Raw genomic sequence first — 16,107 nt, forward strand, 5'->3', positions numbered from 1 at the left:
TATGGCTATCCTGATAGGGATAAAACCTCATGTATAGGGAAATGTAAACCCCTATACTAAAAACCTTTTGGCTATGTTAGCTAAAACCATGATTCTGTCTATTTATGCGATCGCAGGTATTTTGGCCATGACTCCCATGGTATTAGCCAGCGAATTCACAGAGGATCACCTATCAGAAGAGATAGCCGAAGCCGCCTCCCGAGAGGAAGCGGAAGCCGATCGCATTCAGCAAACCAGACCCCCCAGAGGCTAATCAATTACAAATATTAGGATTAATCGCGGGGTTATCATTATGACGATTTAAATAATTTTGCAGGCGATCGCAAGCCTGATCAAGTAAATAATCAACCTGGTTAAAATTGCTATAATCCAACTCCCAAAACACCATGCGGTTATCAGCATCAGTAGCCACCAATATTTGGTCATCCGCACTAAAATTAACTGATAAAACCGGCTTAATTCCCACTTCCAGAGTCGTGATTAGCTGACCAGAACGATCCCACAGTTTCACCGTCCCATCCTGACTCGCAGAAGCCAGGATCTCCCCAGTTGAATTAAAACTCAAATCAAACACCACCCGGTTATGTCGTCCTATAGTAGTAGTTGTAATTGGTGTCCAGTCGGAAGTATTCCACAATTTCACCGAGCCATCCCCCGTCGCCACAGCCAGGAGAGTTCCATTAGGACTAAAAGCCACCTTAGAGAAGTGACTACCATGGGAAAGGTCGCGAATTAAAGAACCGTTGATATCCCAAATTTTAATAGTATTTTCACCCACAGAAGCCATGATTTTAGCCGGTTGATTAAAATCAATATCATTAATTCTATCTGTATGTCCAATCAGAGTAGTTTCTAATACTCCATTAAGATCCCATAACCGAATGATTTGATCATCACTAACCGAAGCAATTTTTTGACCATCAGGACTAAAACTGACAGTCCACACTGGGAAATCATGGTTGATAGTCCTTAAAACATCACCTTCTGTATTCCAAATTTTCACCGTTTTATCATTACTAGCAGAAGCAATTAGTTGACTATCAGGACTAAAGCTGATATTATTAACAGTATCTGTATGTTCATCAAACATTAGCCTAATATTTAGGGAATTAGTCTCCCAAATTATCGCCATATTATTGCTAGATACTGAAGCTATTAACTCACTATTCGGGCTAAAAATAGCGTTATAAATATCACTAGGAGATTCCCAGACTCTGGGGAGGTTTTGTAGTCCCCAAAAACGGATAGAACCATCTGCACTGGCGGAAATTAGCGTTTGACTGTCGGGAGTAAAAATCGCCTGATTGACAGTATTTCTATGACCCCGGAGAGTAGAAACCAAAATTCCCTCATAGTTCCAAAGTTTGATAGTTGTATCGGTGCTGGCTGTCACAATAAGGCGACCATCAGCACTAAAATTAACGCTATTTACCGACTTTTCATGACCTGTTAAAGTTGTCGATAATGTTCCGTCAGGGTTCCACAGTTTCACCGTATTATCATTACTAGCAGAAGCCAGTATTTGAGAGTCTGGACTAAATTTAACACTCCAAATTGCTTGGTCATGACCCTGAAAACTGTTGATTAATTCTCCCTGGCGATTCCATAATTTAATTACCCCCATTTCATCAGAGGAAACAATCAACTGTTCATCAGGACTAAAACTTACAGATAAAACCTCCGCTTCGTGTCCGGTTAATATGGCGATGGTGTCACCGTCACGACTCCACAGACGAATAGTTCTATCTTCACTCCCAGAGGCTAACTGCTGACCATCTGGACTAAAACTTAGCCATTGTATATCGCTGGTATGTCCTATTAGGGTGTTAATTAAAGTTCCATCAGGTCGCCAGAGTTTGATATTTTCATCCTCCCCCGCTGAAGCTATAATCGATTGTTGACTGGAGGAATGCGGACTAAAAACCACGCGGCGAATTTTGCGTTTATTGGCTAACCAACTTCCTATTAATTCCCGATTTTGGTTCCAGATCCTGATTGTACCATCTTGATCGCCTGATACTATTTGATCACCATCAGGGTTAACACTGACGCTGAGAATACCGCCAAAAGATTCGGAGAGGCGATCGCGTTCTCGGAATATATTATTAACTTCCCACAGAGAACTAGCCGTGCGGCGTTCAATTTCCGTAAGTGGTTCCCGTTGCAGAATTCTACCAGCTTCCATAGCAGTTAGGGAGGCTTTCAGTTGATCCGTTTCCCCTTTTAACAAAGCCAAATATTCATAATTAAACTTAGCTAATTTTAGCTGTTGTTCCTGGGTTTTAGTATTGAGCCACAACATTAATACTGCTATTGATAATAAACTCAACCCTATACATAAGCCAATCGTATTAACTAGCCTTTTCCTCAAAACTTGATTAATTTCGGTAATCTCCGCTTCGGCTTGCTGTCTTTTTTGTTTCTCCAGTTGCAGCTTAGAAACTAATTCACTACTCCGTTGTTCCCGAATAAAAGACACTAGGTAATCATGGACAAGCTGATAGCGTTCTTCTGGAATTTCTGGGAGTAAACAGACTAACCCAGATAACACAAATATTTTTAAGACTGTATCTAGTTGATCCGTGATTTTTAGGTTATCCGCTAAACTTTGTAAATCTCGATTCAAAGCATACCGAGTTTTTAAGGGTCGGTTGTTATATTCATCTGTCAGTAAATATAAGACTAATTCGGCGATGTCTTTATTTTCCGCACCACAGTCCGCCACTACTTCCTCTAAATAACTCTCTACTAACCGCCTTTTTGGTCCTTTTAGGCGATATTCTTCCAAGGTGGTGATTTGATTAGTGTAAAGTTGAGAACCGACAATTTGTAGTTCAATGGGTCGGACTTCTCCCGACTCTCCGGCTAATTCTTGTACCAGTTGCTTAATTAATTCCGGTTCTAAGATAAATTGAGTTTTAGCGGTTAAATTTTGAATAACTGAGGCGGCATCTTCCGGGACGAAATTACCTAAATAATAGAGAATATTCTTGTCTAAAATATTGTCGTTAACAGCATCAAAGTATTTTAAACGATTTCCTTCTAGCAGGTGGTGTAAGTAGTCCTGACGCAGTGCAAAAATAGTTTTAATATAGGGAATATTCAAACATTCCCGTAAAAATTGATAAAATTCTTCTCGCTTTTGGGGTTCCTTGGTGGCTACGAAAAACTCTTCAAATTTATCGAAAATAATAATCATCACTAAATTCCGATAATTCAGAACCTGTAGTTGGTCTAAAATTTCGGTCGGGTTAGTTAAAAAACCTGAGTCTAATTCAGAGTTATCTAATTTGGATAAAGCTGTGGCGATCGCATTACTGAGTCCCCCCACCCAATTAGTGTAGGTTTTTTGATAAATCGGGATCACTTTCCGGGCTTGAATTAATGTATTTTGATTGTGAAGTTGGGGAATAATTCCGGCTTGTAACAAAGAACTTTTACCAACTCCCGATGGTCCATAAATTACCGTTAATTTATATCTGTCTTCCCCCAGACGTTTCATTAATTGGTCAATATCTTGCAATCTTCCCGAAGCCGTCATTTCGGAATTAATTAAAGTCCGATCGCCAGATTTGGGATAACTGGGATTAGTAATTAATTGGCTTTCCTGTAATGCTCCCGCACCGATAAAAGGCCGAAAACTAAACTGTTGTTCTATTTCCCGCTGTTGCTGTTTGACTTGATAGGCGGCGAGATATTCACCCTGTCTAAAATAGCTGTCGTGTAACTGGTGAAAAATTTTAATATATAGTTCTGGATCATAACACGGCTTCGTCAATTTCTGGGCGGTTTTTAAAGTAGCGATCGCCTCTTCATGTTCTCCTAAGCCTTGTTGAGATCTCCCTAAACACAGCAAATACCATCCCCAATGATAAGAACGTTCCCAATCTAACTTGCGGAGATATTCAGAGGGATTATTAACCTGGGAATTTTCCGATAAATTACTGTTGATAATTTCCAGAGATTTCTGTATAATATACTTAGCAGTTTTGAAGTTACCATGAGCCAATTGTACTTCGGCTAAAAAGTGGTAAGCGCGAGCAGATCTAAAGGAATGGGACTGGTTTTGATGCAAATCTAAAGCCCAATTAGCCACTTCGTCTAACTCTGACCAATTTTCCAAATAGTGTAATATTTCCCCCAAAGCGTTAATAAACTTAGCCACCAAATCCGGTCGATCAGCCGCCTCAAATTCCCGTAAAGATTGCCGATAATAGTCTGTAGCTTTGGCGCAGGCTTCCCACTTTTCCCCCCGGTTCATCATCCCATAGTAACGCCACCAAAAACCCAAATAAAACAGAACATGACCACAGCCTAAGCGGTTGTTAGTCTGCTGCCACAATGCTAAACTCCGTTCGTAATGCTGTAATGCTTCCTGAGTAGTATTATCGTCAATTCGACCTAGTATCAACTCTAAACTAGCTTCTAAATCCTGAGCAAGAGTTACTCCCCGCTGTTGGAGATCCTGTTGTGCGGATTCTAGTTCATTGCGTAGGGGAGAACCCCTTTCTAACTCCAGGGTAGCCTCATCTAAAAAAATAGTTGCGCCGCTATCGAGTAACTGTTCTAAAATCTGATTAGTCGTCTGTTTCAGGAAGCCAATAAGATGCTCAGTTTCAACCTGGAAGTGAATTGTAGTGGCGAAACTATGAAAATCTGGGACTAAGCGAATCATCATCGACACCAATTGATCGCTGACCCACAAAATCAACGGAAACTCAAAATTGCGAAATTCCTCCCGCATTTGATTAGTCGCCTTGAGTACCCCTTGCAAATTATGCACCGACTCCAAGCCAAACACCATCAAAGCTGATGGCATTTCCCCCTCTAGGCTATCAAAAATGGTCGTATAGAGAGTTTTAGCCTTGGGGTCTAAAACTAATTCTCGAATGGGAAGAGGACAATCTACCCGCAACTGTTGCACAATAGTTTCCCGAACCGAACGGTAATTGCAACAGGCGAGAATCAACGAAAAATCACCCTGGAGGCGAGTAATACTGCGGATCAGAGTTCTGATCGCGTCTTGGTTAGCCTTTTCCCCATCGTACATTCTCAAATTCCATCACTTCTTGGTTAACCTGGTGCAACTTCTGCATCGCGCGATCGCACATCAACCTATCTAGCCGGGGAAAAGCGCTAAAATCATCTCAGCCTAGTTTCCCCTAAGCGATCGCATTAAACTCCTCACTTACCAACCGTCGCAGGATCTCCGTTACCTCTGCAGCCATACGAGCATCTAACCGGATTGATTCCTGATTATAATCTTGAAAATTGGTGATGGGAATAGCTCCCCGCAAAGTCATCGAGATAGTTCGTAATCGAGAAGGTTGTGTCGCCTGTCCAGTCTGGCTAGGAAGCCGATCTATAAACTGCACAAAGGCTACATAGGTGGTTTCAATGCTGTTGCGAACTTGACTAGGGCCATGTCCCAACTTCGACAGAATCACCGGAGCATAAATAACATCCGTCAATCCTAAAGCATCTAAGGCAACATCTACAAATCTAGCTGTATCCTGACCCAAAGCTGGAATCAGATATTTAAGGGTTTCCCAAGTCACCCCCGGTAGTTGAGCTTCCGGGGTTAGATGATAATGCCATCCTACCATAGAAATTATCCGAGTCAGATCATAGGCAGATAACAGATTCTGACCTCGCGGAGCATCCTCGACCGCAGATAATAGCACCTTTTGGCTTTTGGCATCCACCAATCGCGGATTTTGAATAAACGCATCCTCCCCGTAGTCCCCACGAAATTCTAGGTTTTGATTACCTGTGATTTTGATGAGCCAACGTTCCAAACCTGAACGGGACTCAAATCGTTTGAGCATCCCTGACAAGGCGTTAGAGGTGGCGATTTTTCTTCTGTAGCTGACGATATCCGCCATAGCATCAACAAAGGAAAAATCCGGCTTGCGGCCTTGAGGATCTCGAAATACCCAGTTCCCAATCTTAGCATCAGGGAATTTAGTATTTACCTGGGATAATATATTTAAGCCTGCTATAATCTTGGTGGTAGTGCGAAACTGGACACTCTCCAGGGCGTTTTTTATCATCCAGATAGTTTGGAATTGGTCATCAATAAACCGACCTACACAAACGCAAGCCTGTAGAATCTCCGGGTCCAGGAAGTTAAGGTAGGTAGTGTTGATTTTGGGAACTTTTCCTCGATTAGGATAGGGGCTAAAATCCATGGGTTTTTGTTCCAAGTAAATCGGATAGTTGGAAAGTTCGGCTTGATATGGGGAATTTTCAATCCCTCTATCCAAAAAGGCCAATTGGCTGGCATTCGCTTCCTGGTCTAATTCTATTTGGAGGAACTCCTCAAAAACAGCAGCCCGGTTTTTAGCTTGTGCGAGCAAGGTCTGGTTCATTATGGTCTATTCGGGGTTGTGCATTTTCTCGAATGCGATCGCATTCCCAATCATATCATCGGCAGCATAAGTTAAGATAAGAGACAATGTACAATCTCATTATTGTTGCTCAATTGCTACATCGCTTATGTCTACTCTAGCACCAGTAAAAACCGAGTATGAGGCTGTCATAGGCTTAGAAACCCACTGTCAGCTTAGTACCGAAACTAAAATCTTCTCTAACTCCTCGACCCAGTTTGGTGCTGACCCTAACACCAATATTGATCCCATCTGTCTAGGTCTGCCGGGAGTGCTTCCGGTTTTAAATCAAAAGGTGTTAGAGTATGCAGTTAAAGCCGCCTCAGCCCTTAATTGTGAAATTGCGCCCTATAGTAAGTTCGATCGCAAACAATATTTTTATCCAGATCTGCCCAAAAATTATCAGATTTCCCAATTTGATCTACCTATTGCTACTAATGGCTGGCTGGAAATTGAGATTGTCGATGAGAATAATAATCCTATCCGTAAACGCATAGGTATTACCCGCCTCCACATGGAAGAAGATGCGGGAAAACTTGTTCATGGAGGTAGCGATCGCCTATCGGGTTCTACTTATTCTATGGTAGACTTTAATCGGGCAGGTATCCCCCTAGTGGAAATTGTCTCAGAACCTGATATCCGTTCCGGTTTAGAAGCCGCTGAATACGCCCAAGAATTGCGCCGCATTGTCCGCTATTTAGGGGTTAGTGATGGGAATATGCAAGAAGGTTCCCTACGCTGTGATGTGAATATTTCCGTGCGTCCCGTCGGTCAAAAAGAATTTGGCACTAAAGTTGAAATTAAAAACATGAACTCCTTTAGTGCAATTCAAAGGGCGATCGACTACGAAATAGAACGCCAAATTGCCGCCCTAGAAGCCGGAGAGTCTCTTATTCAAGAAACCCGTCTCTGGGAAGAAGGCAGCCAACGCACTATCAGCATGAGAAGTAAAGAGGGTTCCAGCGATTACCGCTATTTCCCAGAACCTGACCTTCCTCCTATTCAAGTATCAGCGGAACAATTGAAACAATGGAAGTCGGAATTACCAGAACTTCCCGCCCAAAAACGACACCGTTACGAGACGGACTTGGGATTATCTGCCTATGATACTCGTGTACTCACGGACGATCGCACTGTGGCGGAATATTTCGAGGCTACAGTAGCAGCAGGCGCAGATACTAAACAAGCGGCTAACTGGTTAATGGGGGATATTACGGCCTATCTGAAAAATGAAAAACTGGCAATTAATGACATTCCCCTTAAACCCGCTGAACTAGCGGAACTAATTGCTCTGATTGGCGACAATACCATTAGTGGTAAAATCGCTAAAGATATCCTGCCGGAACTTTTGACTAAGGGTGGTTCCCCTAAACAACTGGTTGAGAAAAAAGGCTTAATCCAGATTTCTGACACAGGGGAATTAGAAGCGATTATCGATGAAGTTATAGCTAGTCATCCCCAGGAAGTTGAAAAATTCAAGGCTGGTAAAACTAAGCTAAAAGGTTTCTTTGTGGGACAGGTTATGAAGAAAACCCAAGGACGCGCCGACCCGCAGTTAACTAACAAGTTAATCTCTCAAAAGCTGGAAGGTTAGTTAGTTCTTTTAAGCCTCTCTCTCCCTTCTACGGAGAGGGTTGCTACGCCCTCCCCTTAATCAATTACTGATTAATGGTGATTTTTTCTTCTAAGCAAGAACGCAGCATTCCGGCGTTGAATAGCATGGGTAGAAAATGGATACTATTAACTTCCCGAAAATAGAATAAAATCGGTACAGGCGACCAAAAAATCTCCCAGTTTGTCCATTCTCGATAGGGAAAACGCCGAATCATCTTACCTGAACGATATATATCTAAATCTGTGGGTGTAAACTGTAGGCGTATGGTGGCTGTCTGAATGGCTAGAAATAGTCCAAACAAAGAGACGGGTAGCGCTACCCATTTCAGAATCAGAAATAAGGGGATTGAACTAAGTACCAACACCACGGGAATGACGTAACTGGGGGGAAGTTCGACTATCGGAGGGAGTTGGGTGGTTTCTGAAGTTGTGGTCATAAGTGCTTGATCGTTTATTTTTGACGGTTTTCTATGACAATTTCTAGGTATATGCACAAAATGTCGATTTTGTCAAGTCGTGATTTTTTGGCCCTCTGGCGATCGCCTAAAACTCGTGCATCGTGAATTTTAAATTTTGGCGGTAAAATAATCACAACAGCGACGCAGTGGGGGTTTCAGCCATTATTTTTACAAATAGACACAGTAAGCCCTTGGAAGCGATTATTTTTAGAGTAGCACAACCCCTATAAACTCGTCAACAATTTGAGAGCAATTATCAATAAAATTGTAACAATTCTTAACGTCGATTGAAAATAAAAAACTCTTTCCCGAAAGATATTAGTAAAGTTTAACTATCAAGTTTTGTACAATAGACTTTTGAGTGAGGGATTATCAACGGATATTGTCGTATGATTCAGTCAAGGGTGCGAGACGTTCAGGCATGAAATAGGGATGAGATACCCGAAATAGCTGCCTGGTGGAGATTTCAGCCCCTTGGTTGAATACAAGAGGCTTGCCTCTGACCATCTCCATAACTGTTTATATGTCCCAACGATTGGTATAGAAATATACAAAACAAGGCAGGGAACCCAAGGTCAAAACGAACTAACTCATACAAATTCCTTATAGGAAGCCCAGAAATGGATAAGTAAAGTTAGGAAATTAGGGTAACGGCGATAGCCACCCCCAGTTTTGGGAATCACAACCCCAGGATTGAAGCGGGGAACGGAAGGCGTGAAGTAGAACCTACTACCAGATGCGACCACTGCCAACCATCCATGATTAGGGAAACCGAATGTCCGGCTTGAACCATCGTAAGAATTAAGTAGCGAAATAGGTTGACACGCTGCGCTCAAAAGAGCAAGGGGAAGAGTAGGAATATCCTTGAATTACCTACATAGACCTTTAAAAGTACCCCGATGGAAAGGACAAATCTAAAGATGGAATGCCCATATAAACGGAACGTTTTAAGTCCTCCTGGACTCTGATTATCTGGTCGAGATATCAGTAGGGATAAGTGTAACCGCAAGTCCTAGAGGATGTGAGAAGTGACCAGAAGCCAACGCCCAACTGTAATGGTAGGGATATGCTAACAGGTCACGGTTTGATTGTAAAGAAATAGAGCCTAGTAGGTGTACAAATGGCGATAGCGAGTTTAAAGAAAGGGTTTGGGAAACCAAAACCAATCAAGACTACGAACAACGCATGGAAGGCAGTCCCATGGACTAAGGTTCAACGGAAAGTTTTCAAGCTCCAAAAGAGTATATTTCAAGCAGCTAAATCGGGACAAGATGCAAAGGTAAGAAGGTGGCAACGTCTATTGGTGAAATCGTACTATGCCCGGCTCTTAGCAGTGCGGCGAGTGACCCAAGACAATCAAGGAAAGAAAACAGCCGGAGTGGATGGAATTATCGCAATTTCTCCTAAGCAAAGGTTTGAACTGACTGAGAGAATCAAAGGAAATCTCAAAGCAAAAGCACTTAGAAGAGTGTGGATACCAAAACCCGGCAGGGATGAAAAACGCCCGTTGGGAATTCCCACAATCCAAGATAGAGCAAGGCAAGCCTTGGTCAAGTCGGCTCTCGAACCTGAATGGGAATCGAGATTTGAAGGCACTAGCTATGGGTTCCGACCCGGACGGTCAGCTCAGGACGCAATTGGTAGAATTTACACTGCCACAAATCAAGGACAATACTATGTTCTCGACGCTGATATAGCAAAATGCTTTGACCGAATAAACCATGATTACCTACTGTCCAAAATTCATTGTCCAAGTATCCTGAAAAGAGACCTAAAACAATGGCTCAAAGCGGGTGTATTAGACAACGGTGTATTTGAGGATACAGAAGCAGGGACACCTCAAGGAGGGGTAATAAGTCCACTCCTAGCTAACATCGCACTGTTGGGTATGGCTAGGTTAATTGAAACAATGTATCCTAAAGTAAAAGGGGTTAAAGTTAAGGCTACCCTAATAAGATACGCCGATGATTTTGTAGTGATATCTCCATCACTAGAGATTATTGAACAGTGCAGGACTGCTATTTCTGAATGGCTAAAACCTGTAGGACTAGAAATAAAACCTGAAAAGACCCGAATATGTCACACACTTAAGCCTATTGAGTATAATGGCAAGATTGAGGAACCTGGGTTCGATTTTCTAGGATTCAATATCAGGCAATATCCCGTAGGAAAGTATAAATCCGGGAAAACAGGTGGGGCAGCAAGCCGATTAATCGGACATAAAACCCTCATAAAACCCAGCCAAAAAGCAGTTAAAGCCCACACAGAAGCAATAAAAGGTGTAATCAAACAATATAGAACAGCACCTCAGTCAGCCCTGATAAGTAGACTAAACCCAATTGTTCAGGGATGGTCAAACTATTATTCAGCGGTAGTCTCAGTTGAGACCTTCAATAAGCTAGATGCAATAATCTGGCATATGTTACGGGCATGGACAGTATCAAGATGCGAAAAGGCAAGTTATGAAAAACTGAGTAATTACTTTAGACCCGGAACGGTCAAGCTCAGTAATGGGAAAGAAAGACAGGAAACTTGGTTATTCCAAACCAAGGATGGTCATCAGTTGTGGAAACATAGCTACACGCCGATTGTCAGACATACCCTAATACGCCCTGACGCAACACCATACGACGGAAATTGGACTTACTGGGCAACCAGGAAAGGACAAGCAATCGATACACCAAATAGGGTAGCAAAACTACTCAAGAAGCAAAAAGGTAGATGTAACTGGTGTGGGCAATTCTTTACCCCGTCAGACTTAATTGAAGTAGACCATATTGTACCCAGAAGCCAAGGCGGAAAGGATGAATACAAGAATCTCCAATTATTACATCGCCATTGCCACGATGATAAAACAGCTCTTGATGAAGAGATGATGCTGTACTCTTAACAAGGAGACGGTCAAACTAGGAGCCGTATGAGGTGAAAGTCTCAAGTACGGTTCTGAATGGGAGGGGATGGAGGTGACTCCATTCTCGACCCCTAATTTAAAGAACGATAGTTATTATTGGTGGTTATATGGTTTTGCAATCAGGTATTGAGCCATCAAGAGTCTTTGAGTGCCGTCTGTAGCGTCTGAGGCGCAAGTTAAAGTTATCAAATTGAGGTAAGTTAGATGAAACATTATGTTTGTGTGACCATTGGGATTAACCAGTATCAATTCCTGCAACCCCTGAGTTACGCCCAAAGGGATGCAGAAGCTCTCAATCATTTCTGGGCTCAAGATGCTGGTTTTGCGAGCGATCGCTGTGTGTTGATCACGGATACGTCCCCGGAAACGTGGGATCTGCCTACTTATCCGAGCCGGGGAAACCTGTTAGACTGGATGGAAAGTATCTGTCGAGAACAACTCCAGGCGGAAGATACCCTATTTTGCTTTTTCAGTGGCTACGGCATTCATCATAAGGGGCAAGATTATCTAATGCCTATTGATGGCAGCCCAGAGAACCTGGAGGAAACGGCTATCCCGATCAGCCTGCTGTTTAAGCATTTAAACAATGCACCTACGGATAATATATTACTGCTGTTGGATATTAACCGGACTCAGGGAGTGCAGGTAGGCGATCAGATTGGAAGGGAGACGATCGCCTTATCGGAAAAATTTAGGATTCCGACAATCTTATCTTGTCGTCCTGACGAGGTATCTAGGGAAACCTCTTCCCTACGAAATGGCTTTTTCACCGCCGCCCTATTAGAAGGGTTGAAATCAGGAAAATGTCAGACTCTGGCTGATTTGAAATCATTTTTAAGCGATCGCCTTCCCGAATTGACCGATCAACATTTACGACCGGTACAAAACCCAGTATTTGCGATCGCCACCGCAGAACAGGCGCAATTGCTGCTACAACCTGAACCAGCCAAAGCCATGGCGGCGGCGGGAAACCATCAGAGCAATTCCGCGCTCAATTCCACTTTTGCACCTAAGCAAAATGGCAGCAACCCCTCAGCTTTACCCAATCTGAAGCTGTCTTCAACCATACCAAGCGCTCCGGTAAGCCGACCAGACGCCAGTGAAAACCCCACAGAATCATTAAATCAGGAGCAGGTCTCTGGATCATCAGATACACCAGACCCCAGCCAAAAGACCAATGAACAGCCCCAGGAAGAAATTATGTCAGACAGATCATTCTTTCAACAGCTTATTATCTGGAGTGGTGCGATCGCTGTACTACTGTTATTGGGGGTATTCTATACTAACCGATCCCTATTCGTAGGTTCCCAAGCCTCCACTACCCCCTCTTTACCTCCTACGGAGTTATCCCAACCACCCACCCCGGAAACTACCGACCCCACAGAAACCGAAGCCCTAACGCCGCCAGAAGCTGTAGTTGGGGATGATACCCCTGTAACCCCTGCGCCCACTCCTGCTAACGGTGAACAGCTTTTACAGCAGGCTAGAATGATAGTTCAAAATACCTCGGCTTCTCGTTTGAGTCAGGCGATCGTCCAAGCTAATCAAATTCCTAATAACGACCCACTTTATCCTGAAGCGCAACTAGCTATCCAACGCTGGAGTCAAATGATTCTCGATATCGCCGAAGGACGGGCGGCTATGGGGAATTGGTCGGAAGCGATAGCAGCAGCATCTTTAGTCCCGGAAATTCAACGCCCCATTTATGAACAGGCGCAATTGCAAATTCAAAATTGGCAGCAACCTCTCACACAACTGCGGGAGAATGAAGCTAAAATTGAGGCGGCTCGCTCTCAAATTCGACCGGGACAGGCTTCTACTTATAGTAATGCGATCGCTGCTGTTTCTACCATTGGTCCGCAAGAATTGGGTTATGATCAGGCTACCGAAGCGATCGCTCGCTGGAGTGGTGAAATTTGGAAACTGGCTCAGTCCCGCGCTCAAAATAATCAATTTGATGCAGCTATTTTGGCGGCGGTTTTAATTCCAGAGGGAACCCCACCATATACGGCGGCTCAACAGGCGATCGCTCAATGGACAGCCAGAACACAAAATCAAAATCAGACACAGAATTGATCCGTTAATCCCCCCCAACTAAAAATATACCTCTGGTTATAAGGCAGACAAGACTTGGTCTGCCTTATATTATAGCACAGAACAGATTCTTAGCCAAATTTAAGATAACTATTCCCGAAAACTCATAAATAGCCGGTTTACTGAAAATATCGACTTAATTACAGTGAGATGAGCGAATTTACACACAATTGTTAAATTATGTTAACATATACATCAATGCTCACCTATTTTGATTGTTAGCACTCTCATTACACTGCTTAGATATTTAACCAGAACCGGAGCATTTTCGATGACATCAGGGTTGCTTTATCAGTCTATTAAACGCTATTTCCGAGGTATTAAACGCCCAAATATCCCTACTATATGGGCTTTGGGCGTGATGGGGTGTTTAAGTATGATCGCTTGGGGGTGGGTGTCTGACCAGCCGCTAATCAGCGATTTTTTTCAGCAACTATATTTCCAACAACAAAACCCACCGCTGTGGTTAGAATTGCCGGATATTCCGAGTAGTTATTTATGGTTTCCCACCATTTTATTAAGTGCGATCGCCTGGATAATTACCAAGATTTACCCTAAACCAACAGCCATATCAAGGGCGATAATTGTCGCCATTATCTTAGCATTAACTATCCGTTATTTACTATGGCGATCGTTCTCCACCCTCAACCTCAGCGACCCCCTCAATGGTTTATTTAGCCTCACTCTAATGGCTCTCGAAATTTACATTATTGGTGCTAATATCATTCAAATTTACCTAATTGTAAATAGCACCGATAGAAGTAGCCAAGCCGACCAACTCCAACAGTCAGTTATTCAACGCAAATTCACCCCAACCGTTGATATTTTCATCCCCACCTACGACGAACCCTTATTTATTCTGAGGCGCACAATTATCGGCTGTCAAGCCTTAGACTATCACCCCAAAAAAGTCTACATATTAGACGACACAAACCGCCCCCAAGTCAAACAATTAGCCCAAGAATTAGGCTGTCATTATCTCACCAGACCTAATAACCTTCACGCCAAAGCCGGGAACCTTAATCATGCTTTGAAATTCACAAATGGCGAATTAATTACAGTCTTTGATGCCGATTTCATTCCCACCAAAAACTTCTTAACTAGAACAGTAGGATTTTTTCAAAAGCCTAACACCGCCTTAGTCCAAACCCCCCAAACCTTTTATAACCCCGACCCAGTATCCAGAAATTTAGGATTAGAAAATATCATTACCCCCGAAGAAGAAGTATTTTATAGACATATACAACCATTAAAAGATGGTGCGGGTAGTGTAGTTTGTGCCGGGACATCATTTGTAATTAGACGCACAGCATTAGAAGCTATTGGCGGGTTTGTTACCGAATCAATTAGTGAAGACTATTTTACCGGAATTACCCTAACCAGCAAAGGCTACCAACTCATTTATTTAAATGAAAAATTAAGCGCAGGTTTAGCCGCCGAAAGTATCACCGACCACCTTAATCAAAGAATGCGTTGGGCGCGCGGTACATTACAAGCCTTTTTTATCAACTCCAATCCTTTAACCATACCCGGTTTAACCCTCAGACAAAGATTAGCACATTTAGAAGGTTTGCTACATTGGTTTACTAGCATTTCCCGAATTTTTATCCTGTTAATGCCCTTAGCTTATCGGTTTTTAGGCGTGATTCCTATTAAAGCTAGTGTCGGGGATTTTATTTACTTTTTCATGCCATATTATCTAGTTTCTCTCCTGGCTTTTGCTTGGTTAAACCAAAAATCTCGGTCAGCCTTCCTGTCAGAAATTTATGCAATTTTCCAATCATTCCCCATGGCATTAACTGTAATTCAAGTCATGCTTAATCCTTTTAAAGGTGGCTTTAAAGTAACCCCCAAAGGTAAAAGAAAGTCCGAATTTTCCGGCTCCTGGAAATTAGCATCACCTCTTATTGTCCTGTTAATAGCCACAATTGTCAGCCTGTTTTGGCATCATCAACTATTAGCATCAAATGTTGATAATGACCCCGGAGTCAATTTAGGCATCATCTGGAGTATTTACAACTTAGTAGTTTTAAGTGTATCTCTCCTAATTATCATAGATGCACCCCTACCAGATACCTATGACTGGTTCCAATTGCGTCGGTCTGTCAAACTCCAAATTTCTGACCAAGTTGTAGGGGGAATAACTCGTTATATTTCCGAAGTCGGTGCTGAAATTGTGGTCACAGAACCCGCCGCCTGGTCTATTCTTAATCATAAAACTGGCAAACAAAAATCTGAATTTTTACCTTTACAAATGGAAATTATTGATGTACAATTAAACCTAGGGGGGAAAATTACTGATACTCAATGGAACGGTGAATTTCCCACTATTCGGGTTGAGTTTGAAGCCCTAACAGTGTCGCAACATCGACAACTTGTAGAAATGCTGTTCTGTCGTCCAGGACAATGGCAAAACTTGTCAACTCCCGGAGAATTGCGATCGCTATGGTTATTGTTGAGAGTCTTACTTAAACCCAAGTTTATCTTTGACCGGAAACCACGAATAACAGCGATCGCAGTTCATCAACACTAATCGATAATCCATTATTTGACTCCCCAACTTGCCACAGACAGCTAGGGAGACCTTCACCGTGAAATCATAGCCGCCGCCTTGGTTGCCGGGCAAGCAAGCACCGGCAGA

Annotated in this window: 8 protein-coding genes; 5 read left to right on the forward strand and 3 right to left on the reverse strand. The window is 42.8% G+C overall.

Annotation, left to right across the window (positions count from 1 at the left end):
• Positions 1–73: 73 nt before the first annotated feature.
• Positions 74–253: a hypothetical protein gene (locus N39L_RS13275; RefSeq protein ID WP_014275442.1), complete on the forward strand. Its 180-nt coding sequence runs from the start codon at positions 74–76 to the stop codon at positions 251–253.
• Here the strand turns inward: N39L_RS13275 and N39L_RS13280 are convergent, their stop codons facing one another.
• Together N39L_RS13280 and N39L_RS13285 are read right to left on the reverse strand one after the other, a co-directional pair.
• On the reverse strand, positions 254–5,050 hold the full coding sequence (locus N39L_RS13280; protein WP_014275443.1) for an nSTAND1 domain-containing NTPase: 4,797 nt from the start codon (positions 5,048–5,050) through the stop codon (positions 254–256).
• 112 nt (positions 5,051–5,162) lie between these two features.
• The gene (locus N39L_RS13285) at positions 5,163–6,371 is read right to left on the reverse strand and encodes a hypothetical protein (RefSeq protein WP_006618597.1); all 1,209 of its coding nucleotides are present in this window, start codon (positions 6,369–6,371) and stop codon (positions 5,163–5,165) included.
• A gap of 127 nt (positions 6,372–6,498) precedes the next feature.
• Between N39L_RS13285 and gatB the strand changes: the two genes are divergently transcribed.
• On the forward strand, positions 6,499–7,983 hold the full coding sequence (gene gatB / locus N39L_RS13290; RefSeq protein ID WP_006618596.1) for an Asp-tRNA(Asn)/Glu-tRNA(Gln) amidotransferase subunit GatB: 1,485 nt from the start codon (positions 6,499–6,501) through the stop codon (positions 7,981–7,983).
• A 64-nt stretch (positions 7,984–8,047) separates the two neighbouring features.
• On the opposite strand, the gene N39L_RS13295 is transcribed toward gatB, so the two are convergent.
• Positions 8,048–8,440, reverse strand: coding sequence for a DUF3119 family protein (locus N39L_RS13295; protein WP_006618595.1), 393 nt, complete (start codon positions 8,438–8,440; stop codon positions 8,048–8,050).
• Between the two features lie 1,141 nt (positions 8,441–9,581).
• On the opposite strand from N39L_RS13295, the gene ltrA reads away from it, so the two are divergent.
• The 3 genes from ltrA to N39L_RS13310 all read left to right on the forward strand — a co-directional run bounded on the left by ltrA (position 9,582) and on the right by N39L_RS13310 (position 15,999).
• Positions 9,582–11,351 (forward strand): group II intron reverse transcriptase/maturase, encoded by a 1,770-nt coding sequence (gene ltrA / locus N39L_RS13300; RefSeq protein WP_014275445.1) that lies wholly within the window; start codon positions 9,582–9,584, stop codon positions 11,349–11,351.
• A 225-nt stretch (positions 11,352–11,576) separates the two neighbouring features.
• Positions 11,577–13,448: a caspase family protein gene (locus tag N39L_RS13305; RefSeq protein WP_006617198.1), complete on the forward strand. Its 1,872-nt coding sequence runs from the start codon at positions 11,577–11,579 to the stop codon at positions 13,446–13,448.
• A 289-nt stretch (positions 13,449–13,737) separates the two neighbouring features.
• Entirely contained in the window at positions 13,738–15,999 is a 2,262-nt protein-coding gene (locus tag N39L_RS13310; RefSeq protein ID WP_014275446.1) for a glycosyltransferase family 2 protein, read from the forward strand.
• Positions 16,000–16,107: the final 108 nt, after the last annotated feature.

This window comes from Limnospira platensis NIES-39 (genome assembly GCF_026000695.1).
Lineage (GTDB): Bacteria > Cyanobacteriota > Cyanobacteriia > Cyanobacteriales > Microcoleaceae > Limnospira > Limnospira platensis.